We start from the raw sequence: 26,358 nt of genomic DNA, 5'->3' as shown, positions 1-26,358 counted from the left end.
TGCAGCTTCTTGCGTGGCAGATGTCGCCCGCAGCACGTGCACGCAACGTCCTCGTCAGTCGCCATGAGCGGAGAGCGCCTCTCGAATCTGTTCAACCGTTGGCATCCCGGCCAGCCCAGCAGGGGTGCTGTAAATACGGCAGGCGAGGTCATTGCTTCGCCCCGACCCCGGAAAGAGATCGTTACCATCCAGGGTGATCGTGGGGGAGCCCGCGAACGAGACTGCGCCCGCGTCCTCCTCCGTCCGGATGAGTCGGTAGTGAACCTCCGATTCGTCGTGGCCTGTTTCTCGTAGCGCCTCAGAAACACGACGGCCAGCCTCAACCCAGCTGGGGCAACCGGCGATATAAAGCAGCTCAATCTCCACGACTCAATCATCCTCGACTTCGCTGTTGATGTCGTGCCCGGGCTACCACCGAAAACGATCGTTTACGGCAGCCGCGTCAACCTCGACCGCAAGGTGCACGACACGCCGGAAACCTGCCCGCCGAAACCCCCTGCCGAAACTTATATCGCCAAAACCTCGGCCGCAGCGTTTTCGGCAGGGGCTGTTCAGGCGGCGACCGGATCCTTGCTGACGAGGGTCAGCACGTCGTACGTCGCGACGATCTCTTGGCGCTGATTGCGGATCACCGCATCCCAGCGAACCTCGCCGTACTCGTCGGTCTCGCGCGGGGTGATCTGCTTGGCCGTCAGCTCGACCCGGATGCTGTCACCCGGCGACACCGGGGTGATGAACCGCAGGTTCTCGAGCCCGTAGTTCGCCAGCACGGGACCCGGCTCGGGATCGACGAACAGCCCTGCCGCCCATGACACGAGCAGGTATCCGTGCGCGACGCGGCCGGGGAAGAACGGGTTGGCGGCCGCGGACTCCTCGTCCATGTGCGCGTAGAACGTGTCGCCGGTGAAGTGCGCGAAGGTCTCGATGTCGTCGAGCGTGACCTCTCGGGCACCCGATGCGATCTGGTCGCCGATCCGCAGCTCGGCGAGCGACTTGCGGAACGGATGCCGATCGCCGGCGCTGGTGGCCGCACCCGCGTGCCACACGCCCGTCAGGGCGGTGAGCATTTCTGGCGACCCCTGCACGGCCGTGCGCTGCATGTGATGCAGCACCGCGCGGATGCCGCCCAGCTCCTCGCTGCCGCCGGCGCGACCGGGACCACCGTGCACGAGGCCGGGGAGGGGAGAGCCGTGCCCGGTCGACGACCGGGCGTCGTCACGGTCGAGCAGCAGCATCCGGCCGTTGAACGGCGCGATGCGCGTGGCGAGCTCGACCGCCTGCGCGATGTCGTGCGTCGCGATGCTCGTCACCAGCGAGCCGCCGCCCCGGGCGACGAGGTCCGCGGCCTCGGCGGTCGTGGCGTAGGTGAGCAGCGACGACACCGGACCGAACGCCTCGACGTCGTGCACCGCCTCGGCGCTGGCATCGTCGAAGCGCAGCAGCAGAGGCGCGACGAACGCACCGTCCGGCGCGGGGCCGGTCGACCCGTCAGCCTGTCGCACGGAGGGAGCGTCGGCCGAGCCGACGACGACCCGGCCGCCGGCATCCTGCAGCTTCCGCACCTGGCGCAGCACCTCGTCGCGCTGCGCGACCGACGCGAGCGGCCCCATCGTCACGCCCTCCGCGCGCGGGTCGCCGAGCACCGTCTTCTCCGCGATCCGCGTCCGCACGGCCTCGATCACATCGTCCGCTGCCGCCGCGGGGACGATCGCGCGGCGGATCGCCGTGCACTTCTGACCGGCCTTGCTCGTCATCTCCGCGACGAGCTGGCGTACGTAGGCGTCGAACTCCGGGGTGCCGGCCACGGCATCCGTGCCGAGCACCGACGCGTTGATCGAGTCGGTCTCGGCGGTGAAGCGCACCCCACCGGTCTGCACGGCCGGGTGCCGCCGCAGCGCCTCGGCGGTCGACGCGCTGCCGGTGAACCCGACCAGGTCGCCGAGTCGCAGGTGGTCGAACAGGTCGGGCACGCTGCCGCTCACCAGCTGCAGCGAACCCGCCGGGAGCAGCCCCGACTCGACGAGGATGCGCACCATCGCCTCGGTGAGATACCCCGTCGGTGTGGCGGGCTTCACGACGGTCGGCATGCCGGCGAGGAACGCGGGAGCGAGCTTCTCGAGCGACCCCCACACCGGGAAGTTGAACGCGTTGATCTGCACGGCGACCCCGGGGAGCGTCGTGTAGACGTGCCGGCCGAGGAAGCTGCCGTCCTTCGAGAGCGGCTCGACCGGCCCATCGACATACACGCGACTGTTCGGCAGCTCGCGGCGGCCCTTGCCCGAGTACGAGAACAGCACCCCGATGCCGCCGTCGATGTCGACCCATGAGTCGCCCTTCGTCGCTCCGGTGCGCGCCGAGATCGCGTACAGCTCGTCCTTGCGCTCGGTCAGCGCCAGGGCGAACTGCTTGAGCAGCAGCGCCCGCTGGTGGAAGGTCAACTCGGCCAGGCTCGCGTGGCCCGTGGTGCGGGCGTACTCGAGGGCGCCGGTGAGATCGAGGCCCTCGGTTGAGACCCGGGTGATGATCTCGCCGGTGGAGGCGTCTCGAACGTCTGTGCCCTTCGGCAGGCTCAGGGACCCAAGAGGGGCGGCGGGCGTCCACCACTCACCCTGAACGTAGCTCGGCAGGAAATCGGTCATCTCTCCTCGTTCCACACGTAGAACCCCTCGCCGCTCTTGCGGCCCAGCTTTCCGGCATCCACCATCTGCCGCAGCAGCCGCGGCGGCTCGAAACGCGGTCCGAGCTGGCGAGCCAGCTCCTTGGCGATGCCGAGGCGCACGTCGAGGCCGACGACGTCGGTGGTGCGCAGCGGACCCATCGGATGCCGGTAGCCCAGTTCCATGGCCGCGTCGATGTCGGCGGCGTCGCCGACGCCCTCCTCGAGCATCCGAATCGCCTCCAACCCCAGCAGCACGCCGAGCCGACTCGATGCGAAACCGGGCGAGTCGCGGATCACGACCGGGGTCTTGCGCAGCGTGGCCACCCACTCGCGGGCGGAGTCGACGACCGCGCGACCCGTGCGCGACCCGACGACGAGCTCGACCAGCGTCGACGCCGGAACGGGGTTGAAGAAGTGCAGTCCGAGGAACCGCTCGGGCCGGGTGAGCGATGCCGCGAGGTCGTCGATCGAGATCGACGACGTGTTCGTGGCGAGCACCGCGTCGTGCGCGACGATCTGCTCGATGTGCGCGAGGGCCTGTGCCTTCAGCGTGCGATCCTCCGGCACGGCCTCGATCACGAGGCCGGCGCTCTCGAACACGGCGGGGTCGACGTGCACGGCGAACGACTCGATCACCGGCCGCGGCTCGGCGAGGTCGCCGCGGAGAGTGGACTTCTCGATGCTCGCCAGCACGCGCGTGCGCGCGGCCTCGGCGGAGTCCTGATCGCGTTCTACGAGACGCACCCGCGCTCCCGCCATGAGGAATGCGTGCGCGATTCCGGCGCCCATGCGTCCACCGCCCAGCACGCCCACGATCCCGGGAACGCTCATCGGCTCTCCTCCTCCTGCTGCGTCGATCGATCGGATCGCTGCGACCGGCGCTCGAGGAACGCCGTCATGCGCCGGCGCTTCTCGTCGCTGTCGAACAGCTCGGCCTGCAGCTCGAGCTCGATCGCCGGATGCTGGTCGGCGGGCGCGAGCAGCGCACGCTTGGTGAGCTCGGTGGCCCGTGCGCCGTTCGCGCAGATGCGGTCGGCGATGGCGTGCGCAGCGCCGAGCAGCTCGTCGGGCTCGTGCAGCGACGACAGCAGACCCCACGCGAGGGCTTCCTGTGCGTCGATGATCCTGCCGGTGAGCAGCAGCTCGCTGGCACGGGCGTGGCCGATGATCTCGGGCAGCCGCCACGTGGCGCCGGCCGCGGCGATGATGCCGAGTCCGGTCTCGGGGTTGCCGACGCGCACCCGCGGTGTGCCGATGCGGATGTCTGCGGCGTAGGCGAGCTCGGCGCCGCCACCCAGCGCATAGCCGTCGACCGCGGCGATCACCGGCATCGGCAGCTCGTGGATGCGTCGGAACACGGTCGAGTTGATGCCGCGCCGCGCGTCGTCCGCGGTGCGATCGCGCAGCTGACGGATGTCGGCTCCCGACGCGAAGACGCCGTCGGCGCCGGTGATGATCAGCACCCTCGGCTCGTTCTCGAGGTCGGTGCACACGGCATGCAGCTCGTCGACCATGGTCTGGTCGATCGCGTTGCGCACGGCGGGGCGGGCGAGCGTCACGACCGTCCGGTCGCCCCGCGTCTCGATCCGCAGCGCGTCAGCCATCGATGCGCTCCACGATCATCGCCGTGCCCTGCCCCACGCCGACGCACATCGTCGCCAGGCCGTACCGAGCACCGTCGCGCTCCATCCGGCCCAGCAGCGTGACCAGCAGACGCGAGCCGCTGGAGCCGAGCGGATGCCCGAGGGCGATCGCCCCGCCGTCGGCGTTGACGATCTCGGGGTCGACGCCGAGGCGTCGGATGCACGCCAGCGACTGCGACGCGAACGCCTCGTTCAGCTCGACCGCGCCGAGATCAGCGACGGTGAGCCCCGCCTTCTGCAGCGCCTTCTCAGTGGCGGACACGGGGCCGAGACCCATGATCTCCGGCGCCAGCGCGGCGGTGGCGGATGCCACGATGCGCGCCCGCGGGCGCAGTCCGTGCCGGGCGACGGCATCCGCCCCCGCCACGACGATCGCCGAGGCGCCGTCGTTGAGCGAGCTCGCGTTGCCTGCAGTGACCACCTCGCCGCCCGCGACGACCGGACGCAGCGCGGCCAGCGCCTCGAGCGACGTCTCGCGGCGCGGTCCCTCGTCCGTGTCGACGAGCCCGCGGGTCGACTCGACCGCGACGATCTCCGGCGACAGCCTCCCGGCGTCGATGGCCGCGAGGGCTCGCTGATGGCTGAGCAGGGCGAAGGCGTCGGCATCCGCTCTGCTGATCCCCTCGACGCGCGCGACCTCCTCTGCCGTCTCGGGCATCGAGAACGTCGCCTTGTCACGAGCTAGCAGGCGGGGATTCGGGAACCGCCACCCGATCGACGTGTCATACGCGTCGCCGGGCTTCGCCCATGCGCGAGCGGGCTTGGCCTGCACCCACGGCGCGCGGGTCATCGATTCGACGCCGCCGGCGACCATCAGGTCGGCGTCGCCGGCGCGGATCGCCTGCGAAGCCAGGGCGATCGCCGTCATCCCCGACGCGCACAGGCGGTTGACCGTGAACCCCGGGATGCTGTCCGGCAGTCCTGCCAGCAGCACCGCCATTCGGGCGACGTTGCGGTTGTCCTCACCGGCCTGGTTCGCGGCTCCCAGGATGACCTCGTCGATGGCATCCGCCGGCACTCCCGCCCGGGAGACCGCCTCGGCGACGACCAGCGCGGCGAGGTCGTCGGGACGGACGCCGGCGAGGGCGCCGCCGTACCGGCCGACCGGCGTGCGCACGCCGTCGACGAGATAGGCCTCGGACATCGTCATCCTCTCGAGCGCGGTCACCGGATCCATTACAGACCGATCGTTCAGGAATACGATTCCAGATCGCTCCCGGTATGGCAACCGCCACGCCCGCAGGCGGCGGAACCGCGGCTGCGCGATCGACCTTGACAACGCGAGGGGCTCCGAGCAGATTCGACCATGACGGAGGATGTTCCCGAGCGGGCGACGCCCGTGAGATCGAAGGAGATCGCAGCATGAAGAAGCTCATCAACAAGCCCGAGGACGTGCTCGTCGAATCGCTGCGGGGAGTCGCCGCCGCGCATCCCGAGCTCTCGGTCGATCTCGACACGCACGTGATCACCCGCGCGACGCCGAAGGAGCAGGGCAAGGTCGCCGTCGTCTCCGGCGGCGGGTCGGGCCACGAGCCGCTGCACGGCGGCTTCGTCGGGGTCGGGATGCTGGACGCAGCCGTCGCCGGAGAGATCTTCACCTCGCCGACCCCCGACCGTGTGCAGGCCGCCACGAAGGCCGTCGACCGTGGTGCGGGTGTGCTGCACATCGTGAAGAACTACACCGGTGACGTGCTCAACTTCGAGATGGCGGCGGAGCTCGCCGAGATGGACGGCATCGAGGTCGGCACCGTGGTGGTCGACGACGACGTCGCCGTGCAGGACTCGCTCTACACGGCCGGACGCCGCGGCGTCGGCCTGACCGTGCTGCTGGAGAAGATCGTCGGCGCAGCCGCCGAGGAGGGGCAGGACCTCGCCGCGGTCGTCGCGCTCGCCGAGAAGGTGAACGCACAGGGGCGCTCGATGGGCATGGCGCTCACCAGCTGCACGGTCCCGGCGGCGGGCAAGCCCACGTTCGACCTCCCGGACGACCAGATGGAGATCGGCATCGGCATCCACGGCGAACCGGGCCGGCACCGCGAGCCGCTGGCCCCGGCATCCGATATCGCCCGGCAGCTCGTCGAGCCGATCCTCGCCGACCTCGATCTCACCGGCCCCGCGATCGTCATGCTCAACGGCATGGGCGCGACCCCGCAGATCGAGCTGTACCTGATGTACGCGGAGGTCGCCGCCCTGCTCGAGAAAGCGGGCGTGCAGATCGCCCGCAACCTCGTCGGCAACTACATCACCTCGCTCGACATGGCCGGCTGCTCGGTGACCGTGCTGAAGGCCGACGACGAGATCCTGCGCCTGTGGGATGCCCCCGTCATCACCCCCGGCCTGCGCTGGGGCGCCTGACCCGCGCCGTCCGCCTGACTCCGCCGACACCAAACCGCCTTCGCCACTCAGGAGCACGCATGACCTCGACCATCGACACCGCCGCCCTGCACGACTGGATCTCGCGCTTCGCCGTCGCGATGAACGACAACCGCGAGTGGCTCACCGAACTCGACTCGGCCATCGGCGACGCCGACCACGGCGCCAACATGGCCCGTGGCATGGCCGCCGTCGTCGACAAGCTCGATGCGGGTGCACCGGAGACGATCGACGAACTGCTCAAAGGCGTCGGGATGACGCTCGTCAGCTCGGTGGGCGGCGCGAGCGGCCCGCTGTACGGCACGTTCTTCCTGCGCATGGGAATGACCGCGGGCGCCGTGCCGACTCTCGACGCCGCATCGCTCGCGACCGCGCTGCGCGCCGGACTCGACGGCGTCGTCGCTCGGGGCAAGGCCGAGGCCGGCGACAAGACCATGTACGACGCGATGGCGCCTGCCGTCGACGCCCTCGACTCGACCCTCGCCGCGGGGGCGGGTCTGGCGGCAGCGCTGGTCGCCGCGGCGGATGCCGCCGCCGCCGGACGCGACGCCACACGTCCGCTCGTCGCCCGAAAGGGACGCGCGAGCTACCTCGGCGAACGCAGCGCCGGTCACCTCGACCCGGGGGCGGCGTCGACGGCGATCCTGTTCGAGACCCTCGCCGCGGCGGCGCAGGACGCAGCCGGATGATCGGCGTCGTCGCCGTGTCGCACAGCGCTCGGCTGGGTGAGGCCGCCCTCGAGCTCGCGCTGCAGATGGTGCACGGCGGCGGCGCGCAGGTGCGGGTGGCCGCCGGCGCAGGGGCAGACGCCGACGGGACGCCGATTCTCGGCACGGATGCCGTCTCCGTCGCCTCCGCGATCGACGACCTGGCCACGGAGTGCGATGGCGTGCTCGTGCTCATGGATCTCGGCTCAGCGGTGATGAGCGCCGAGCTCGCTCTCGAGCTGCGCACCAGCGACGTGCCCGTGCGACTGGCGCCGGCGCCGTTCGTCGAGGGACTGCTGGCAGCGGTGATCGCGGCCGCCGCCGGCGGGTCGCTCGGCGTGGTGGCCACCGAGGCCGCGGCGGCGCTGGACGCGAAGACCGGTCAGCTGCAGGGGGATGCACCGGTCGATACTGCCTCGGTCGAGACGGCGACCGCCGTGCCTAGCTCGGCCGTGCCTGCCTCGGCCGCGCCTGCCTCGGCCGCGCCTGCGTCGTCACCGCCGGAGGAACCCCGCATCACGAGGCGGGTGCGCGTGCGCAACCCGCTCGGCATCCACGCCCGCCCCGCCGCACTCATCGCCGAGGCGTCCGCCGGGGCGGACGTGCGCCTGCGCCGACTGCCCGGCGGGCCCGAGGCATCCGCGGCGAGCCTGAGCCGTCTGCTCGTGCTCGGCGCGCGTCGAGGCGACGAGATCGAGCTCTCGGCGCCGGATGGCGATGAGCAGGCGCTCGCCGCCATCGCCGCGCTCTTCGACGACGGGTTCGGTGAGGGCGTCGACGACGCTCCCACGAGCGCGCATTCCGGTCCGCCCGCCGCCGCACCCGCCGCCGTGCCCGCGGTCGCACCGGGGACGCTGCTGCGCGGGCGCGGCGTGAGCGCGGGTGTCGCCGCGGCCTTCGCGCTCACTCTCGCTCCGCCGGTGCTCGAGCCGGACGCCGCGACGGTGATCGCCGAGGACGAGCGGGAGGCCGAGGCGTCCCGCATCCGTCAGGCGTGCGTCGCGGTCGCAGCCGATCTGCGCTCCCGCGCGGCCGCGTCATCGGGCGAGGCCCGCGGCATCCTGGAGGCGTCTGCGCTGCTGGCATCCGACCCCGACGTCGTCGCCGAGGCGTCGGCGCTGACCCGCGATGCCGGCCGCAGCGCCGCCCGGGCGATCTGGGAGGTCGCGGCTGCTCACCTGCAGGCGCTGGAGTCTCTCGGCGGGCGCACGGCGGAGCGCGCGGCCGATGTGCGCGACGTGCGCGACCGCGTCGTCGCCGAGATCCTCGGCCTCGCCGTTCCCGGCGTGCCGCAGGTCACGGAGCCGTTCGTGCTCGTCGCGCACGACCTGTCGCCCGCCGACACCGCGGCGCTGCAGGGCGGGCGCTGCGCGGCGATCGTGACGGAACAGGGCGGCCCCACCTCGCACACCGCGATCATCGCCCGCTCTCTGGGCCTGCCCGCCGTCGTCGGGGCGCGCGGCGCGACCGGCATCGCGGCCGGCACCCTCGTGCTCGTCGACGGCGATCGCGGCACCGTCGAGCTCGAGCCGACCCGGGAGCGCATCGCTGCCGCGACGCACGCCGCGACCGTCACGCCGTTCGACGGGAGAGGACGGCTGGCCGACGGGTCGTCGCTTCCGCTGCTCGCCAACGTCGGCCACGCGACCGATGCCCGAACCGCAGCCGCCGCCGGCGCGGAGGGCGTGGGTCTGTTCCGCACCGAGTTCTGCTTTCTCGACCGCACCGACGCACCCACCGTCGCCGAGCAGGTCGCGGCGTATCGCGGGGTGCTGGCGGCCTTCCCCGGGCGCAAGGTCGTGGTGCGCACGCTCGATGCGGGCAGCGACAAGCCGCTGCCGTTCGCGAACGCCGATCACGAGCAGAACCCGGCGCTCGGGGTCCGCGGACTCCGCATCGCCCGACGCAACCCTCAGCTGCTCGACGATCAGCTGCGCGCGCTGGCCGAGGCGGCGTCGGCCGAGTCCGCGCACGTCGAGGTGATGGCGCCCATGATCGCCACCGTCGAGGAGGCACGCGAGTTCGCCGCCGCTGCCAGGGCCGCCGGTCTCGAACGGGTGGGCGTGATGATCGAGACCCCGTCGGCGGCGATCCTCGCGGCAGAGATGTTCGAGGTGGTCGACTTCGTCAGCCTCGGCACCAACGACCTCACCCAGTACACCCTGGCGGCCGATCGCCTCCTGGGCGAGCTGGGCGACCTCACCGACCCGTGGCAGCCGGCCGTGCTGCGGCTGATCGCCGCCGTCGGCTCAGCCGGTCGAGCGGCGAACCGTGCGGTCGGCGTGTGCGGCGAGGCCGGGGGAGACCCGGCGCTCGCGCCCGTGCTCGTGGGGCTCGGCGCCACCAGCCTGTCGATGACACCGCGCTCGCTCGGCCGGGTGGCGGCGGCTCTCGGGGCCCTGACCCCACAGCAGTGCCGCGCCGCCGCGGAGGCCGCGCTCGCCGCAGCCACGGCGGCGGAGGCCAGAGCGGCGGCAGCCGTCGCGATCGCGCGCTGACGGCACGCCTACGGCTCAGAGGCTGCCGAACGCCCGCAGCGGGTGCTCGATCAGCTCCACCACACGGCGCAGGAACCCGGCTGCATAGCCGCCGTCGCAGACCCGGTGGTCGAAGACGAGCGAGAGCTGCGTGATGCGCCGCGCGACGATCTGACCCTCGACGACCCAAGGCCGCTCGATCATGCGACCGACGCCCAGGATCGCGACCTCAGGGTGGTTGATGATCGCGGCCGACCCGTCGACGCCCAGGCTCCCGTAGTTGTTGATGGTGAAGGTCGACCCGCGCAGTCGCTCGGCCGGCATCCGGCCCGATCGTGCCGTGGCTGCGAGCTCGCGCAGCTGCGCCTCGAGCTCCGCGACGGTCAGCTCGTGCGCCCGGCTGATGACCGGCACCATCAGGCCGCGCTCGGTGTCGGCGGCTACGCCGAGGTTCACGCCGTCGAACGAGATGACCTCGGAAGCGTCGTCGCTGAGACGCGACGCCAGCAGCGGAAAGTCCGCGAGGGCCATCAGCGTGAACCGCGCGACGAGCGCGGTGAGCGACGGGGCTCGTTGCCCCTCGGGTGCCATGCGCGAGCGCGCCCGCCACAGCTCGGTGGCGTCGACGTCGACCCAGACGGTGGCCTCGGGGATCTCGGCGCGACTGCGGCTCAACGTCGCGCTGATCGCTCTGCGCATCGGCGACAGCCGCTCGCGCGAGGCGACGGCGAGTCCTTCGACCGTGTCTGCGGCGCTGCCGGATTTCTGCGGCGACGTTCCGGATGCCTGCTCCTGCTGCCCCTCGAGGGCGTTCGCGGCCCGCAGCACATCGGCACGCGTGACAGCACCGTCTGCTCCCGTCGCCTCGAGCTGTCGCACGTCGACGCCGAGATCCCGTGCGAGCCGGCGAATGATCGGCGAGCGCACCGCGACGATGCGTTGAGGCGGGGCGGGCTGAGGAGTGGGCTGAGACGGTACGGGCTGAGAGGTGGCCTGAGGCGGTGCGGGCTGAGGAGAAGCGGGCGGCACCGCCGCGCCGGATGCTCGTGCGCGGCGACGGCCGGACGAGGCGCGCTCGGTGGTGCCGTAGCCGATCAGCACGTTGCCGGAACCTGCACGCTCTTCGGCGCGATACGCTTCCTTCTCGGCATCCGGAACCGTCTCCGCCGCGTCGGTCCCGTGCTGATCAGCGACTTCCAGCACGGGCGCGCCCACCGCGATCACGTCTCCCGGCACGCCGTGCAGAGCCGTGACCTCGCCGGCGAACGGCGAGGGCAGCTCGACGATGCTCTTCGCCGTCTCGACCTCGGCGATGGCCTGGTCGGTGGCGATCGTGTCGCCGACCGCCACCAGCCACTGCACGAGACCCGCCTCGGTGAGTCCCTCGCCGAGATCCGGCAGGCGGAAGACCCGTGCTGTCGCGGTTGTCATCGCGTCGTCTCCTCATCGTCGGGGTAGAGCGAGTCGATGGCATCCAGCACGCGATCGGCGTCGGGCAGATACCAGTGCTCGAGCTTCGGCGGCGCGTACGGGGTGTCGAAGCCGGTCACCCGGCGCACCGGCGCTTCGAGGTGCTCGAAGCACCGCTCGAAGACGCGAGCCTGGATCTCGCTCGCGACACTCGCGTAGCCGGGCGCCTCGGCGACGACGACCGCGCGTCCGGTCGCGCGCACGGCTGCGGTCACCGTCGTGTCGTCGAACGGCGACAGCGAGCGCACGTCGATGACCTGAACGCTGCGTCCTTCCTCGGCGGCGATCTCGGCCGCCTCGAGGGCAACCGGAACCATCGCCGCGTAGGCGATGAGGGTGACGTCGGTGCCATCCCGCACGATCTGGGCGGTGCCGAGCTCGGCGGTGATCGAGGTGTCGACCTCGCCCTTCGACCAGTAGAGCTTCTTCGGCTCGAGGAAGATCACCGGATCGGGCGAGGCGATCGCGGCGCGCAGCAGCGAATAGGCGTCCTGCGGGGTCGACGGCGACACGACCGTGAGACCGGGCGTGTGCGCGTAGTAGGCCTCGGACGAATCGCAGTGATGCTCCACGCCCCCGATGCCGCCGCCGAACGGGATGCGGATGACCAGCGGCATCCGCATCGACCCGCGCGTGCGGTTGCCGAACTTCGCGACCTGGCTGACGATCTGCTCGAACGCCGGCAGCGCGAACGCGTCGAACTGCATCTCGACGACCGGCCGCATGCCGTTCATGGCCATGCCGACCGCGGTGCCGACGATGCCGGCCTCGGCGAGCGGGGTGTCGAAGCAGCGGTCCTCGCCGAAGCGCTCTGCGAGGCCGTCGGTGATGCGGAAGACGCCACCGAGGGCGCCGACGTCCTCGCCGTAGACGACGACCGCGGGATCCTCCTGGATCGCGTCGGCGAGGGCGCGGTTGAGGGCGGCGGCCATGGTCATCGTGCCGACGACATGAGGAGTGGCCTGATCGGGGCGGAGGTCGGATGCGATGCTCATGGCTGTGCTCCCGCCTGCGTCAGAGCATCCCGTGCGATCTCGCCCTGCAGCATCCGCCACTGCTCCTCCAGCTGCGATGACCGCTCGGCCGTGACGAAGCGGAACAGATCCTCGGGGTCGAGGTCGGCGTCGGCGTTGAGGGCGGCACGCAGCTGGGCGGCGATGCGCTCGGCGCCCGCCGCGATGCGCTGCTCGTCATCGTCGGAGAGGGCATCCTGCGCGACGAGGTGCGCGCGAAGCCGGGTCAGCGGGTCGCGCTCGATCCACGCCTGCACCTCGTCTCGCTCGCGGTAGCGGGTGTCGTCGTCCGCGTTGGTGTGCGCCTGCATCCGGTAGGTGTGCGCCTCGACGAGCGACGGTCCGCCGCCGCTGCGAGCCCGATCCACCGCCTCGCCGAGAACGGCGAGCACGGCGGCGACGTCGTTGCCGTCGACGCGTTCACCGGGCATCCCGTACCCGATCGCCTTGTGCGCGAGAGACGGAGCGGCGCTCTGGCGCGACAGCGGCACCGAGATCGCGAACTCGTTGTTCTGCACGAAGAACACCACGGGCGCGTGGAACACGGCGGCGAAGTTCATCGCCTCGTGGAAGTCGCCCTCGCTCGTCGCGCCGTCGCCGCACAGCGCCAGCACCACGGTGCTCTCGCCGCGGTGCCGCGCGGCCTGCGCGAAGCCGACGGCGTGCAGCAGCTGCGTCGCCAGCGGTGTCGCCTGCGGGGCGACGTGATGCTCGGCGGGATCGTATCCGCTGTGCCAGTCGCCGGCCAGCAGCACCATCGCGTCGGCGGGTGAGACTCCGCGCCCGATGATCGCGACGGCATCGCGGTAGGTGGGAAAGAGCCAGTCGGGCTCGTCGAGCACGAGCGCCGCGGCGACCTGGCACGCCTCCTGACCGTGCGAGGACGGGTACACCGCCAGTCGGCCCTGCCGCACCAGCGCGCTGGCCTGGTCGTTGATGCGTCTGCCCTCGACGAGGGCGCGGTACGCGTCGCGCAGCCGGTCGATGTCGGGTGCGGTGTAGTGCGCGTCGTCGACCCCGTCGCCGCGCGGGTCGATCAGGCGCACGGGGGTCTCGCGGGGGAGCAGGTCGTCTCGCATCATCCGGTTCGCCTTCCTTGCCGAACGTGGTGACACCAGGATGCCCGCGACCCCCCAGGCGTCCAACCGATCATCCCTATTGCTGGACGATCGTTCGCCGGATGCGGATTCCGGTGACAGACTGTCAGCATCCACTGACGGAACGGACGGTGCTCGATGGCCGAGCTCGATGCCACAGATCATGCGATCCTCGCCGAACTGCGACGCGACGCGCGCGCGTCGATGACGCACATCGCCGAACGCGTGCACATCTCCCGGGCGGGTGCGCACGCGCGCATCAAGCGGCTCACCGAGCAGGGCGTGATCGCCGGCTACACGGTGCGCACCGACCCCGTGCAGCTCGGCCATCACGCATCCGCCTACGTCATGCTCGCGATCGAGCAGGCCAGCTGGCAGGAGGTGCAGACGCGGCTGCGTGCGATCCCCGAGGTGGAGCACATGGCGCTCGTCGGCGGCGATTTCGACGTGATCCTGCTCGTGCGCGCCAGCGACGCCCGCGACCTGCGTCGCGTGGTGCTGGAGGACATCCAGGCGATCCCGTCGATCCGCTCGACTCGCACGACCCTGATCTTCGAGGACTTCACGCGGGAGTGAGCGCTGCGGTGACGAGCGTCAGTCGATCGTCAGGACGAAGCCCTGCGCTGTGTCGACCACCGCGACCTGGGTGAGATCGGCCACGGAGTGGTGCGCGCCGTGAGCCGCGGCGTGTGAGCCGACGCCGATCACCCGCATGCCTGCGGCGAGGCCCGCCTGCACCCCGGCCTCGGAGTCCTCGAAGACGACGCAGTCGGCCGGGTCGACCCCCAGCTGCGCGGCCGCGGCCAGGAACCCCTCGGGGTGCGGCTTCGAATCGGTCACGCGCTCGGCGGTGATCGCGAGCGCGGGCACGGTGAGCCCGGCGGCCTGCATCCTGGCCGTCATCAGCGGCACGTTCGCCGAGGTGACGATCGCGTGCGGCAGCCCGCTCAATGCGGCGAGGAACGCCGCGGCACCGGCGATCTCGACCACGCCGTCGACATCGCCGCTCTCTCGGGCGAGCATCTCCTGATTCTCGACCAGGTTGATGGCGTGATCCCGCTCGGGGAGCATGATCGCCATGCTCTGGTGACCCTGCCTGCCGTGCACGGTCTGCAGCACGACCGACGGATCCAGTCCGTGCGGCTGGGCCCACTCCAGCCACAGCCGCTCGACGACCGCTGTCGAGTCGACGAGAGTGCCGTCCATGTCGAGCAGGACGGCGCGGGCGTGCAGGGTCGTGGTCATGTGCCCAGCGTAGGCCGAGTCATCGGCTCCAGATCGCGGGTTTCGGCATGGGACCTGCCCGATGCTCCAGTGCGGCTGCGAGCGAGACGATCGTCGCCTCACCGCCGGGCCGGCCGATCAGCTGCACGCTGACCGGGTGCCCCGACGCGTCCGTGATGACCGGGACGACGATCGCGGGAAGACCCGCCACGTTGACGAAGCTGCTGTACGGCGCGTAACGGACCTGCTGCGAGAATCCGCGCACCGGGTCATCGCGATCGAACCAGCCGACCCGCTGCGGCGGCAGCGCCAGTGCGGGGGTGAGCACGGCGTCGAACGGATCGAACGCCGCGATCGTCTCCTGCTCGAAGACGGATGCCGCAGCCAGCGCCTGCAGCAACTCTGATCCGGTCAGACGTCGGCCCTCGCGCACCAGCCAGGCCGTGATCGGCTCGACGAGCTCCAGCTCGGCGTCGGTGAGCGCCATCCGAGCGGCGCTGGTGCGCCAGAGGGTGGTGAACATCTCCGCGTAGCCGCGGGGTCGCCACCGGAATCCGTCGACGCCGTGTCCGGCATCCGAGAGCAGCGTCGCGGCGATGTCGACAGCGCGAGCGGCGTCGGCATCGAGGCGGATGTCGTCGGCGTCGTCCCACGGGGAGACCGTGGTCACCCCGATCCGGGCGGGAGGTGACGGCGTCGTCGCGGCGGAGAGGAACGGCCCGGACGCCGGGGCGCGCGTCGCGAACCGATGGGGCCGTCCGGCGCACTGCACGTCGAGCAGCAGCGCGGCGTCCGCCACCGAACGGGCGATGGGACCGGCGACCGGAAGACCTCCGGGACTGTCGAGGCCGGACGCGAACGGCACGCGCCCGCGGGAGGGCTTGATCCCGACGACGCCGACCGTGGCCGCCGGAATGCGGATCGAGCCGCCGCCGTCGGAGCCCGGGGCGAGCGGGAGCAGGCCAGCGGCGACCGCGGCCGCGGCTCCGCCGCTGGACCCGCCCGCGCCGTTCGCCGGGTTCCACGGATCGCGGGTGGGCGGACCGATCTGCGTCTCGGTGTACCCGGTCAACCCGAACTCGGGCGTGCTGGTCTTGCCGAGGCTGATGCCGCCGGCCTCGTCGAGCACAGCCGCCTGATCCGCGGTCGTCGTCGGGACGTGATCGCGGTGAAGTCGCGACCCGGAGCGCATCGGAACGCCGGCCCGCGCGACGAGATCTTTATCGGCGAACGGCAGGCCCCAGAGCGCGCCGGTCGGCTGCGTCCCCGTCAGGGCGGCAGCCCGTGCGTCGGCGGCCTCGGCGGTCACCTCGACGAACGCGCCGACCCGATCATCGAGCCGCGCGATGCGGGCGAGGTAGTGGGCGACCAGCTCGGGCGGCGAGAGAGTCCCGCTGCGCAGGCCGGCCAGCTGCTCGACGGCACTCAGATCATGCAGCTCGGTCATGACCCGAGCCTAGGCCGACCGCGCTGGCGCAGCCGCGACGAGCACCGCGCCGCCGTCATCCGATCAGCAGGAAGACGGCCAGGACGCCGATGACGATGATGAGAGTGCGCAGCAGCCAGGCCGGCAGACGTCGGCCGATCATGGCCCCCAGACCTGAGCCGGCCAGGGAGCCGATGGCGATGGTGATCACCGCCGCCGGGTTCAGCGGAGCGGCGAACAGGAAGATCACCGTCGCCACGCCCCCGGCGACCGTCTGCAGCACGTTCTTCATCGCGTTGACGCGCTGCAGGTCCTCACCCGTCGTGAGCTCGAGGATGCCGACGATCAGCACGCCCTGCGCCGCACCGAAGTACCCGCCGTAGACGCCGGTGCCGAAGATCAGCGGCAGCCGCAGCCAGCGCGGCCACAGACCGCCCGATCGGGGTCCGCGGGAGCGGCGGTTCATCAGCGGCTGCACGGCGACCAGTGCGCAGCCGATGACGATCAGCACCGGCGCGACGAGGCGGAACACCTCAGCCGGCAGTGCAAGCAGCGCCAGTGCGCCGAGCACGGCGCCGATGAGCGTGAGCACGATCAACGGCACGAGCGAACGCCACTGGCCGCGCAGCTCGCGGCGGTAGCCGACGACCCCGCCGACGTTGCCGATCGCCAGCCCGACGGTGTTCGCCATGTTCGCGGGAACCGGCGGCATCCCCAGCGCGAGAAGCGTGGGGAACACGATCAGGCTGCCCGAGCCGACGACGGTGTTGATCACACCCGCTCCGAGAGCCGCGAGGGCGAGAAGGCCGAGGTCGAGGGGAGAGAAGGTCATGATCATCGGTGCAGCTCAGTTCGCGTGTTAAGAATCCGGTTTCATGGCTCGGAGACAGTCTGTCGGATTCTGCACACCGGAATCGTCCTCTCGCATCGCATGCCGCGCTCTAGCCTGGTCGAGGCGGAACCGCCCCCTCACTCACCGCAGCGCCCGACCCCGGTGGCGCTCGAGCATCACGCAAGGACGCACATGGACGATGTCGTGACACACCGCGACGACTGGAAGGTCAAGGAAGAGCTGGCAGAGCGGATGATCCCGCTCATCGGCGGACTCAACAGGGAGCGCGACGTCGTGACCTCGCTGCACGGGCATCGTCTGCTCGGACTGTCGACGACGGGCATCCTCGAGGTGCACCAGCGCGTCGCTCAGCTCGGTCACCGCGAGATCGCCCTCACCGACACGCTCGCCGTGCTCGAGGCGCTGCGCGAGCTCGCCCCCGGCGCGTCATCGCTGGACGTGGCGCGCCTGATCGAAGGGCACGCCGAGAGCGGAGGAGACCTCGACGAGTACCTGCGCAGCACGCTCGCGCCGGCCCTCGGCGCCGAGCTCTCCGAGCCGGTCGACGTGGTGCTCTACGGGTTCGGCCGCATCGGCAGGCTGCTGGCCCGCATCATCATCGCGCACACCGGCGGCGGCAGCGGGCTGCGACTGCGGGCGATCGTGGTGCGTCGTGGCTCCGACAACGACATCGTCAAGCGCGCCTCGCTTCTGCTGCGCGACTCGGTGCACGGCCGCTTCGCCGGCACGGTCACGGTCGACGAGGAGAACTCGCAGATCATCGCCAACGGCAACCGCATCCAGGTCATCTACTCCGACGACCCCGCCACCGTCGACTACACCGCGTACGGCATCCACGACGCGATCATCGTCGACAACACCGGCCGCTGGCGCGACGAGGAGGGGCTCAGCCGTCATCTGCAGGCGACCGGCGCCGCCCGTGTGCTGCTCACCGCCCCCGGAAAGGGCGAGCTGAAGAACATCGTGCACGGCATCAACGACTCCACCATCGAGGCCGGCGACCGCATCCTGTCCGCCGCCTCCTGCACGACCAATGCGATCACGCCGATGCTGGCGGCGATCGACGAGGCGTACGGCATCGTGCGCGGCCACGTCGAGACCGTGCACTCGTTCACCAACGACCAGAACCTCATCGACAACTTCCACAAGGGCGACCGCCGCGGGCGCTCGGCGGTGCTGAACATGGTCATCACCGAGACCGGCGCAGCCAAGGCCGTCTCCCGCGCCCTGCCGCAGCTCGCCGGCAAGCTCACCGGCTCTGCCATCCGCGTGCCCACCCCCGACGTGTCGCTCGCGGTGCTGCACCTGACCCTCGAGAACCCGGCCACGAAGGACGAGCTCAACGACTACCTGCGTCGTGCGTCGCTGCACTCGAAGCTGCGTCAGCAGATCGACTACGTCGAGAGCCCCGAGGTCGTCTCCACCGACTTCGTCGGCTCGCACCGGGCAGGCATCGTCGACGGACTCGCGACGATCGCGAATGACCGCGACGTCGTGCTCTACGTCTGGTACGACAACGAGTACGGGTACTCGTGCCAGGTCGTGCGCGTGCTCGAGGTGATGGCGGGAACGCATCCGGTCGTGCTGCCTGCACGTCGCGAGGTGACCCTGCACGCCTGATCTCGAGCAGATCTCACATCACTCGCCGGCGTGCCGGTCGAGGAACGAGTACACCTCGCTGTCGTCGACGCCGGGGAATGCGCCGCGCGGCAGCGGGCGGAACATGTGCGTGTGCACACGGGCGCTCGGCCACGCGCGACCCTCCCAGCGCTGCGAGACGGTCGGCGCCGCCCGGCGGCAGCACGACTCGTCGGGGCAGGTCGACTTCGCTCGGTGCTGTGTCTCGCGCCCGCGCCACCAGCGCGCGTCGTCGAACGGCACGCCGACGGTGACCGAGAACCCGCCGTCGGTCGACGAGCCGGTCTGGGTGGCGCACCAGAACGTGCCGGCCGGGGTGTCGGTGTACTGGTAGTGCTCGGTGGTGCGGTTGCGCTGCTCGAACGCCGCGCGCGCGCCGAACCGGCGGCAGGCCGGCTGTCCCTCTACGGCGCCGGTCACGTCCATCGGCAGCGGCAGGTCGTCGTTCTCGTAGACCCGGGTGATCGCGCCGTTCTCGTCCACCCGCAGGAAGTGCAGGCGCATGTCGAGATGGTGGGTCATCAGGTTGGTCATGCGCATCCCGGCCGCCTCGTGCGTGACACCGAACGCGTCACGGAAGTCCTCGACGGCGAGGTTGCGATCCTTCTTCGCCTGCTGCAGGAATGCGACGCCTGCGGTCTCGGGGATCAGGCAGCACGCGGCGAAGTAGTTGATCTCCAGTCGCTGCTGCAGGAAGTCGGCGTAGTCGGTCGGGGGAGTGTGCCCCAGGATGCGGTGCGCCATCGCCTGCAGCGCCATCGAGCGCAGGCCGTGCCCGCCGGGGATCGACGCCGGCGGCAGGTAGATCCGACCGTTCTCGAGGTCGGTGATCGAGCGGGTGGAGTGGGGAAGGTCGTCGGCGTAGATGAGCTCGAAGCCGAGCTTCGCCGCCATCAGGGTCACAGTGCGGTGCGTGAGCGCTCCGGACACGTGACCGGCCGCCTTGAGGTGCTTCTCGGCGAGCGCCTCGATGTCGGGAAGGTAGTTGTCGCGCGCGCGCATCGTGAGACGCATCTCCGTGTTCGCGCGACGCGCCTCCTCCGGCGTGGCGATCGCCTCGGTCTCGCGGCGGTGCAGCTCGCGATGCAGGCCCAGGATCGCCTCGATGGTCTCGTCGGTCATCGTCTTCGACACGCGCACCCCGGCGATGCCCAGCTGGCGGAAGATCGGGCTGGACTGCGCGCGTTCGAGCTCGATCTCGAGCGCCGCACGACGGTTCGGCGGCTCTCCCGAGATGAGATCGGCGACGTCGGTGCCGCACGCCTCGGCGATGGCCTGCAGCAGGGACAGCTTCGGCTCGCGCTTGCCGTTCTCGATGAGGCTCAGCTGGGACCCGGCGATGCCGACCTTCGCGCCCAGGTCGTCGAGGGTGAGATTCCGGGCCGCGCGGTGGTGTCGGATGCGGTGTCCGAGGGTGCTGAGTTCGAGTCCGCTGGTCGCCATTCCTTGAGCATATCCGAAAAAAGCAACGTTCTTTCAACGTCGGTCGGCGTCAAGCACGGCAAAACCTGCCGGAGGATGGGCATACCGCACCAGCTTGAAGGAGCTCCCATGGCACTCGCCGACACGTTCACGACCCGCATCGACGCCGTCGCACCTGCGCGGGGCACCGGTGACGTGCCCGCGTACGACACCCCGGCGATGGCAGAGCTGCGCGCGTGGGTCGACGGCATCGCCGCGCTCACCCAGCCGGCGCGGGTGCACTGGGTCGACGGATCCCGTGCCGAGAACGATGCCCTGCTGCGCGGGCTCGTCGGCGAGGGCAAGCTGATCAAGCTCAACCCCGAATGGCGGCCCGGATCGTACCTGGCGCGCTCGCACCCGAGCGACGTGGCGCGGACCGAGGGGCGCACGTTCATCGCCTCGGAGCGCGAGCGCGACGCCGGCCCCACGAACAACTGGGCTGATCCCACGGCCATGCGCGAGACCCTCGACGGGCTGTTCCAGGGGTCGATGCGCGGTCGTACGATGTACGTCGTCCCGTTCTCGATGGGCCCGGTGGGCGGTCCGCTCTCGCACATCGGGGTGCAGGTCACCGACAGCGCCTACGCGGTGGCATCCATCGGCATCATGACCCGCGTCGGCGACGCGGTCACCCGCCAGATCGCCGAGGGCGCCCCGTGGGTCAAGACGGTCCATTCGGTCGGCGCCCCGCTCGAGCCTGGCCAGGCCGACGTGCCGTGGCCGTGCAACGACGAGAAGTACGTCGTGCACTTCCCCGAGACGCTCGAGGTCTACTCCTACGGCTCGGGTTACGGCGGCAACGCGATCCTCGCGAAGAAGTGCTTCGCCCTGCGCATCGCCTCGGTCATCGCGCGCGATGAGGGCTGGCTCGCCGAGCACATGCTGCTCATCCGCGTGACCGACCCGAAGGGCAGGGCGCACCACATCGCCGCAGCCTTCCCGTCGGCCTGCGGCAAGACCAACCTCGCCATGCTGCGTCCGACCATCCCTGGATGGTCGGTCGAGACGCTCGGAGACGACATCGTCTGGATCCGACCCGGCGAAGACGGCCGGATGTACGCCATGAACCCCGAAGCCGGGTTCTTCGGCGTCGCTCCCGGAACGGGGGAGTCCACCAACGTCACCGCGGTCGAGACGCTCTGGGGCAACACCATCTTCACCAACGTCGCCCTGCGGCCCGACGGAGACGTGTGGTGGGAGGGGCTCACCGACACCCCGCCCGCACGACTCACCGACTGGCAGGGCAGGCCGTGGACTCCCGACTCGGACGAGCCGGCCGCGCACCCGAACTCGCGCTTCACGGTGTCGGCGGCCCAGTGCCCGCAGATCGCCGACGACTGGGAGAACCCCGAGGGCGTGCCCCTCGACGTGATCCTCTTCGGTGGTCGCCGCGCGAGCAACGTGCCGCTGGTCGTCGAGGCGACCGACTGGAGCCACGGGGTCTTCATCGGCTCGACCATCTCGTCGGAGCGCACCGCCGCCGCCGAGGGCACCCTCGGCGAGCTGCGCCGCGACCCGTTCGCGATGCTGCCGTTCTGCGGGTACAACATGGGCGACTACTTCGCGCACTGGCTCAAGGTGGGCCGTTCGCTGCGCTTCGATCGTGCACCGCGCATCTTCCAGGTGAACTGGTTCCGTCGCGGTGATGACGGCCGCTTCCTGTGGCCGGGCTTCGGCGACAACTCGCGCGTGATCGACTGGATCATCCGTCGCATCTCCGGTGAGGTCGTGGCCGTCGACAGCCCGATCGGTCGCCTGCCGCGACGTGAGGATCTCAACCTCGACGGATTGGAGATCGCCGAGGCCGACCTCGACGAGCTCTTCGACGTCGACATCGACGCGTGGCTCGCGGAGGCGGACTCCACCGAGGAGTTCTACGCCATGTTCGGCGACGCGCTGCCGGCGGCCCTGCGCAGCGAACTGGAGGCGCTGCGGTACCGGCTCGACGCCGCTCGGTGACGGGTCGCTCGACTTCTTCGGTAGTCTCGGGCGTGAGCCCCGAGGAGGCCACGTGACGCAAGCCAGCGCCCGCACTGCAGAGCACGCACCCGCCGCGGATCGCGCGCACGACGACGTCCTCCGGCGCAACGCCGTGACGATCCTCGGCAGGGAGGCCGGTCCGGTCATGGTGTTCGGGCACGGGTACGGCACCGATCAGACCACCTGGCGAGCGGCTGCCGACCGTTTCGTCGACGACCACCGTGTCGTGCTGTTCGACTATGTGGGATCGGGGCGATCCGACCTCTCGGCCTACGACCAGCGGCGATACGACTCGCTCGACGGGTATGCCGACGACCTCATCGAGGTGATCGAGGCGGTGGATGCCCGTGACGTGGTGTTCGTCGGGCATTCCGTCAGCGGCATGATCGGCGCGCTCGCGTCCATCCGCCGGCCCGACCTGTTCTCGCAGCTGATCATGCTCTGCCCCTCGCCGCGCTACGTGAACGACGGCGACTACATCGGGGGCTTCGACCGTCAGGATGTGCTCGATCTGCTCGCCGCCATCGAGGCGAACCAGCCCGGGTGGGCGGCGTCGCTGGCGCCCGCCGTCACCGCGCGCGAAGACCTGCCCCAGGTGACAGACCGGGTGCGGGATCTGTTCGCCACCACCGCCCACGAGGTCGCGACCCACTTCGCCCGCGTCGTCTTCTTCAGCGATGTGCGTCACCGGCTGGGCGACATCCCCGTGCCGACGACCGTGCTGCAGTCGGTCGGCGACATCATCTGCCCGCCGCACATCGGCGCGTACGTGCAGGCGCGCATCCCGTCGTGCGATCTGGTGCAGCTGGACTCCGCCGGACACTTCGTGCATCTGACCGATCACGAGCTCGTGGCGGACCAGATCAGACACGCGCTGTGAGCGACGCCACGGCGGAATCGCTGGACCTGCTCGAGCACACGCCGGTCGCCGTGTTCACACTGGGCGTGGACGGCACCATCCTGGCCCACAACGCCGGGATGCAGGTGTGGCTGGGCGAGGGCGGCCCGGATGGCGGCGACGGCCTGCGCGGACGCAACATCGTGGAGTGGCTGACCGCCGCATCGCGCATGCTGTACGAGACGCAGGTGATTCCGCGTCTCCTGGAGCGGGGGCGGCTGCGCGAGGTCATGCTCGAGATCCGCGACGGCGCCGGCGAGCGTCGAGCGGCGCTCGTGAACGCCGAGCTGCGGCACGTCGACGGCAGGTCCGTCGCCTACGTCGCCGCCGTCGAGACGACGGCGCGCGCCGCGTTCGAGAAGGAGCTCGTGGCGGCACGGCGCGAGACCGAGCTCGCGCATCGCAGGCTGGTGCTGCTGCAGGATGCCACGAGCGCGCTCGCCGTCGCGAACGGACTGGACGACCTGGGCGAGACCCTCGTGAGTGCGGCGAGCCGGGCGATGTCCACAGCGTGGACGGCGGTTCGCCTCGTGCACACCTCAGGGCAGGCGGGCGCCGAGGTGCGTCGATGGGGCGATCACCCACCGGGAGTGCTGCTCGACGCGCGGCCTGCGGCTTCCGCGCAGCAGCTCGTGTGCCGGGACGTCGAGCAGATCGCGCTGGCGGCCCCGCAGGACGCGGCTGCGCTGCAGGCGTCCGGCATCGAGGCGCTGGTGACGACGCCGATCGTCCGCACGATGGGCGAGCGAACGGTCGTGCTCGGCGAGATCCACTGCTGGTTCCGGCGGGCACGCTCCCTCGAGGCGGACGAGCTCGAATCGCTGCGTGCGCTGGCGGCTCAGGCCGAACGGGTGGTCGATCACCTGCGGCTGCGCGACCAGCTGCAGCATCACGCTCTGCACGACAGCCTCACCGGGCTGCCGAACCGGGTCCTCTTCGAGCAGAGGCTGCAGCGCATCCTCGAGCGCACCGAGCATGACGGCGTCCCGTGCGCGGTGCTCTTCCTCGACCTCGACGGCTTCAAGGGCATCAACGATCGTCTCGGGCACGGAGTGGGCGACGAGGTGCTGCGCATCGTCGCCGATCGTTTGCGGCGCGTGTGCCGCGTGGGCGACACGGTCGCCAGGCTCGGCGGGGACGAGTTCCTCATCACCGCGTCCGGCATGGACGACGCCGAGACGACGAGGTTCGCCGAGCGGGTACGCAGCGTCGTGCGCGAGCCGCTCGACGGTCCAGCGGCGGGTTCGCCGCTGTCGGCCAGCGTGGGCGCGGTGCACTGGCGCGCGGACGTCGGCCGCGTCCCTCCCTCCGCTGAGGACGTCGTCGCCGCGGCGGATGCGGCGATGTACCGTGCGAAGCGCGCGGGTAAGGACGGCGTGCAGGTCGACGTCCTCGGCGGCTGAGCCGGATCGGTCGGGCCCTTCGGACCAGTCGGCGTCGTCGCCGCGTGCACACCGCCCGACGGGTGCGACTCGCCGGCCGCCGCTGACCCGTCCGACAGCCCGGATGCCGGTCGGCCCCCCGGTCAGACCAGCAGCTGGTGCCGTGCGAGGTCGCGGTACAGCGGCGTGGACTCGATGAGCTCGGCGTGCGTGCCCTGCCCGACCACCACGCCGTTCTGCAGCACCACGATCAGGTCGCTGTCGACCACGGTCGACAGCCGGTGCGCGATCACCAGCAGTGTGCGGTCGGCGGCGGCCGCGTCGATGGCCTCGCGCATGCGCTGCTCGTTGACGCCGTCGAGCGACGAGGTCGACTCGTCGAGCAGCAGGATCGGCGCCTCGGTCAGCAGAGCGCGCGCGATGGCGAGGCGCTGACGCTCACCGCCCGAGAGCATCACGCCGTCCTCGCCGACCGGGGCATCCAGCCCCAGCGGGCTGCGCTCGAGCACGTCGCCGAGGTTGACCGAGCGCAGCACGCGCTCGCAGTCGGCGTCCGAGGCATCCGGTGCCGCGAGACGCAGGTTCTCGCCCAGCGTGCCGGCGAGCGTCGGCGCGTCCTGCTCGACGTAGCCGAACTGGGCGCGCAGCTGCTCACGCGGGTACGTGCGCACGTCGTGTCCGGCGAGGCGGATCGACCCACCGGTCGGGTCGTAGAAGCGCTCGATGAGCGAGAGGATGGTGCTCTTGCCGGCGCCGCTCGGCCCGACCAGCGCCACGCGCGCGCCGCGCGGCACGGCGAACGAGACCCCCTTCAGCACATCCCGGTCGATCGGGATGCCGTCGGACGCGCGCTCGAGGTGCGCGTCGGCGAGCAGGAACTGAGCCTCCTTGGCGGCCGCCTCCCGGGCGGCGATGACGGCATCAGGGTAGCGAAAGCGCACGTCGCGGAACTCGATCGCGGGGGCGCCGACCACGGGCGCGGCTGCCGCCACGGCATCCGGTTCGTCGTCCTGCGTCTCGGTCGGCAGATCGAGCACCTCCTGGATGCGTCCGAGGGCGCCCAGCGCCTGGTTCACCGAGGTGATCGCGCCGAAGGCCTGGCCCAGCGGCATCACGAGCATGAACAGGAACATGATGAAGGTGACCAGAGACGCGATCGTGAGAGCGCCCGACGCCACGCGGAACCCGCCCACCCCGAGCACCACCAGCAGCGAGAGCTGCAGGGCCACACCGGCGACGGGCACGACCATCGACGAGATCTTCGCGATGCGCACACCGAGGCCGTACGCCTCACCGGCGAGGTCCTCCACGGCCGCCGTCTCGCGCTCGGTGGCGCCGGACGCACGCACGGTGCGGATCGAGGAGATGCCCCGCTCGACTCCGGATGCCAGTTCGCCGACCTTCTCCTGCTGCGCGGCCGACGCGCTGCGGATGCGCCCCGAGAGCAGCACGACCACGACCACCGACACGCCGATCACGACGACGATGAGCAGCAGCAGCAGCGGGTCGATGATGAGCATCGCGATGAGCGCGCCGACGAACAGGATCGCGCCGCCGACGGCATCCGCGAGTCCCTGCGTGAGCACGGCGTAGAGCAGCGTCGTGTCGGTGCCGACGCGCGAGACGAGGTCTCCGGTGCGGCGCGCGTCGAACTCGCTGATCGGCAGATGCAGGATGCGTGCGATGAGCTTGCGGCGGCTGGAGTACACGACCGCCGTGCCGGTGCGCTGCAGCAGGTAGTGCTGATAGCCCGAGATGACGGACGCCGCGATCACAAAGCCGATCAGCAGCCAGACCAGCGCCCCCAGCGTCTGCCCCTGCTGCACGCGCGCGATGAGCTGTCCGACGAGCAGCGGCTGGGCGAGCGATGCGGCCGCGCCGACGATGCTGAGCACCGCGACGACGACGAGCACCTTCTTGTGCTCGAACAGGAAGGGGAGCAGCTGGCGGAACGTCGCGCGCGGGCCTTCGGGCTGCGCGCCGCGCCCGCGTCGGCGTGACGGCGCCGTGCGAGTCATGGGACCTCATTCGTGAGGAGTCGTGGGTGAGTGCTT

21 protein-coding genes are annotated in these 26,358 nt (G+C 71.0%); 8 read left to right on the top strand and 13 right to left on the bottom strand.

Annotated features, from left to right (window positions below; all coding sequences use genetic code 11):
- Nucleotides 1–54: 54 nt before the first annotated feature.
- The 5 genes from H9633_RS02550 to H9633_RS02530 all read right to left on the bottom strand — a co-directional run bounded on the left by H9633_RS02550 (nt 55) and on the right by H9633_RS02530 (nt 5,446).
- Nucleotides 55–366 (bottom strand): hypothetical protein, encoded by a 312-nt coding sequence (locus H9633_RS02550; protein ID WP_029153956.1) that lies wholly within the window; start codon nt 364–366, stop codon nt 55–57.
- A gap of 185 nt (nt 367–551) precedes the next feature.
- Nucleotides 552–2,639 (bottom strand): phenylacetic acid degradation bifunctional protein PaaZ, encoded by a 2,088-nt coding sequence (gene paaZ / locus H9633_RS02545; protein ID WP_191711979.1) that lies wholly within the window; start codon nt 2,637–2,639, stop codon nt 552–554.
- The gene (locus tag H9633_RS02540) at nt 2,636–3,490 is read right to left on the bottom strand and encodes a 3-hydroxyacyl-CoA dehydrogenase family protein (protein WP_191711978.1); all 855 of its coding nucleotides are present in this window, start codon (nt 3,488–3,490) and stop codon (nt 2,636–2,638) included. The genes paaZ and H9633_RS02540 overlap by 4 nt, the downstream gene beginning before the upstream one ends.
- Entirely contained in the window at nt 3,487–4,263 is a 777-nt protein-coding gene (locus H9633_RS02535; protein WP_191711977.1) for an enoyl-CoA hydratase/isomerase family protein, read from the bottom strand. Before H9633_RS02535 ends, H9633_RS02540 begins: the two co-directional genes overlap by 4 nt.
- Complete coding sequence (locus H9633_RS02530; RefSeq protein ID WP_191711976.1) at nt 4,256–5,446, bottom strand: thiolase family protein; 1,191 nt, start codon at nt 5,444–5,446, stop codon at nt 4,256–4,258. Before H9633_RS02530 ends, H9633_RS02535 begins: the two co-directional genes overlap by 8 nt.
- Before the next feature lie 218 nt (nt 5,447–5,664).
- Here H9633_RS02530 and dhaK point away from each other — a divergent pair, with 218 nt between their 5' ends.
- The 3 genes from dhaK to ptsP are packed head-to-tail and all read left to right on the top strand — an operon-like array spanning nt 5,665 to nt 9,880.
- Nucleotides 5,665–6,657, top strand: a complete 993-nt coding sequence (gene dhaK, locus H9633_RS02525) for a dihydroxyacetone kinase subunit DhaK (protein WP_071640470.1) — start codon at nt 5,665–5,667, stop codon at nt 6,655–6,657.
- A gap of 59 nt (nt 6,658–6,716) precedes the next feature.
- Nucleotides 6,717–7,364 carry a dihydroxyacetone kinase subunit DhaL gene (gene dhaL / locus H9633_RS02520; RefSeq protein WP_191711975.1) on the top strand — a complete coding sequence of 216 codons (648 nt, stop codon included), beginning with the start codon at nt 6,717–6,719 and terminating at the stop codon, nt 7,362–7,364.
- The gene (ptsP, locus tag H9633_RS02515) at nt 7,361–9,880 is read left to right on the top strand and encodes a phosphoenolpyruvate--protein phosphotransferase (RefSeq protein WP_191711974.1); all 2,520 of its coding nucleotides are present in this window, start codon (nt 7,361–7,363) and stop codon (nt 9,878–9,880) included. Before dhaL ends, ptsP begins: the two co-directional genes overlap by 4 nt.
- Before the next feature lie 15 nt (nt 9,881–9,895).
- Here the strand turns inward: ptsP and H9633_RS02510 are convergent, their stop codons facing one another.
- Genes H9633_RS02510 through pdhA form a run of 3 tightly spaced genes read right to left on the bottom strand, consistent with a single transcriptional unit; the run spans nt 9,896 to nt 13,424 of the window.
- Entirely contained in the window at nt 9,896–11,290 is a 1,395-nt protein-coding gene (locus tag H9633_RS02510) for a dihydrolipoamide acetyltransferase family protein (RefSeq protein WP_191711973.1), read from the bottom strand.
- Nucleotides 11,287–12,324 (bottom strand): alpha-ketoacid dehydrogenase subunit beta, encoded by a 1,038-nt coding sequence (locus tag H9633_RS02505; protein WP_071644551.1) that lies wholly within the window; start codon nt 12,322–12,324, stop codon nt 11,287–11,289. Before H9633_RS02505 ends, H9633_RS02510 begins: the two co-directional genes overlap by 4 nt.
- On the bottom strand, nt 12,321–13,424 hold the full coding sequence (gene pdhA, locus H9633_RS02500) for a pyruvate dehydrogenase (acetyl-transferring) E1 component subunit alpha (protein ID WP_218161818.1): 1,104 nt from the start codon (nt 13,422–13,424) through the stop codon (nt 12,321–12,323). The genes H9633_RS02505 and pdhA overlap by 4 nt, the downstream gene beginning before the upstream one ends.
- 153 nt (nt 13,425–13,577) lie before the next feature.
- On the opposite strand from pdhA, the gene H9633_RS02495 reads away from it, so the two are divergent.
- Entirely contained in the window at nt 13,578–14,015 is a 438-nt protein-coding gene (locus tag H9633_RS02495) for an Lrp/AsnC family transcriptional regulator (protein ID WP_191711972.1), read from the top strand.
- Nucleotides 14,016–14,033: 18 nt separating this feature from the next.
- Here H9633_RS02495 and H9633_RS02490 read toward each other — a convergent pair whose 3' ends face one another.
- From H9633_RS02490 to H9633_RS02480, 3 genes are read right to left on the bottom strand one after another with little or no spacing between them, the layout of a single operon-like run.
- Nucleotides 14,034–14,684 (bottom strand): HAD-IA family hydrolase, encoded by a 651-nt coding sequence (locus H9633_RS02490; protein WP_191711971.1) that lies wholly within the window; start codon nt 14,682–14,684, stop codon nt 14,034–14,036.
- 19 nt (nt 14,685–14,703) lie between these two features.
- Nucleotides 14,704–16,110 carry an amidase gene (locus tag H9633_RS02485; protein WP_191711970.1) on the bottom strand — a complete coding sequence of 469 codons (1,407 nt, stop codon included), beginning with the start codon at nt 16,108–16,110 and terminating at the stop codon, nt 14,704–14,706.
- Between the two features lie 55 nt (nt 16,111–16,165).
- Nucleotides 16,166–16,921: a sulfite exporter TauE/SafE family protein gene (locus H9633_RS02480; RefSeq protein ID WP_191711969.1), complete on the bottom strand. Its 756-nt coding sequence runs from the start codon at nt 16,919–16,921 to the stop codon at nt 16,166–16,168.
- 192 nt (nt 16,922–17,113) lie between these two features.
- On the opposite strand from H9633_RS02480, the gene H9633_RS02475 reads away from it, so the two are divergent.
- A complete protein-coding gene (locus H9633_RS02475; protein WP_191711968.1) occupies nt 17,114–18,562 on the top strand; it encodes a glyceraldehyde-3-phosphate dehydrogenase in 1,449 nt (482 codons plus the stop codon).
- A gap of 18 nt (nt 18,563–18,580) precedes the next feature.
- On the opposite strand, the gene H9633_RS02470 is transcribed toward H9633_RS02475, so the two are convergent.
- Nucleotides 18,581–20,023: a helix-turn-helix domain-containing protein gene (locus tag H9633_RS02470; protein WP_191711967.1), complete on the bottom strand. Its 1,443-nt coding sequence runs from the start codon at nt 20,021–20,023 to the stop codon at nt 18,581–18,583.
- Between the two features lie 108 nt (nt 20,024–20,131).
- Here H9633_RS02470 and H9633_RS02465 point away from each other — a divergent pair, with 108 nt between their 5' ends.
- Genes H9633_RS02465 through H9633_RS13200 form a run of 3 tightly spaced genes read left to right on the top strand, consistent with a single transcriptional unit; the run spans nt 20,132 to nt 24,325 of the window.
- Nucleotides 20,132–22,003 (top strand): phosphoenolpyruvate carboxykinase (GTP), encoded by a 1,872-nt coding sequence (locus H9633_RS02465; RefSeq protein ID WP_191711966.1) that lies wholly within the window; start codon nt 20,132–20,134, stop codon nt 22,001–22,003.
- A gap of 52 nt (nt 22,004–22,055) precedes the next feature.
- Nucleotides 22,056–22,904, top strand: coding sequence for an alpha/beta fold hydrolase (locus tag H9633_RS02460; protein ID WP_191711965.1), 849 nt, complete (start codon nt 22,056–22,058; stop codon nt 22,902–22,904).
- Nucleotides 22,901–24,325: a diguanylate cyclase domain-containing protein gene (locus H9633_RS13200; RefSeq protein ID WP_191711964.1), complete on the top strand. Its 1,425-nt coding sequence runs from the start codon at nt 22,901–22,903 to the stop codon at nt 24,323–24,325. Before H9633_RS02460 ends, H9633_RS13200 begins: the two co-directional genes overlap by 4 nt.
- A gap of 122 nt (nt 24,326–24,447) precedes the next feature.
- On the opposite strand, the gene H9633_RS02450 is transcribed toward H9633_RS13200, so the two are convergent.
- A complete protein-coding gene (locus H9633_RS02450) occupies nt 24,448–26,322 on the bottom strand; it encodes an ABC transporter ATP-binding protein (RefSeq protein WP_191711963.1) in 1,875 nt (624 codons plus the stop codon).
- Nucleotides 26,323–26,358: the final 36 nt, after the last annotated feature.

The organism is Microbacterium commune, from assembly GCF_014836945.1.
GTDB lineage: Bacteria > Actinomycetota > Actinomycetes > Actinomycetales > Microbacteriaceae > Microbacterium > Microbacterium commune.
Note: the sequence above shows the minus strand (reverse complement) of the source record. Positions and strands in the feature narration are given on the sequence as shown.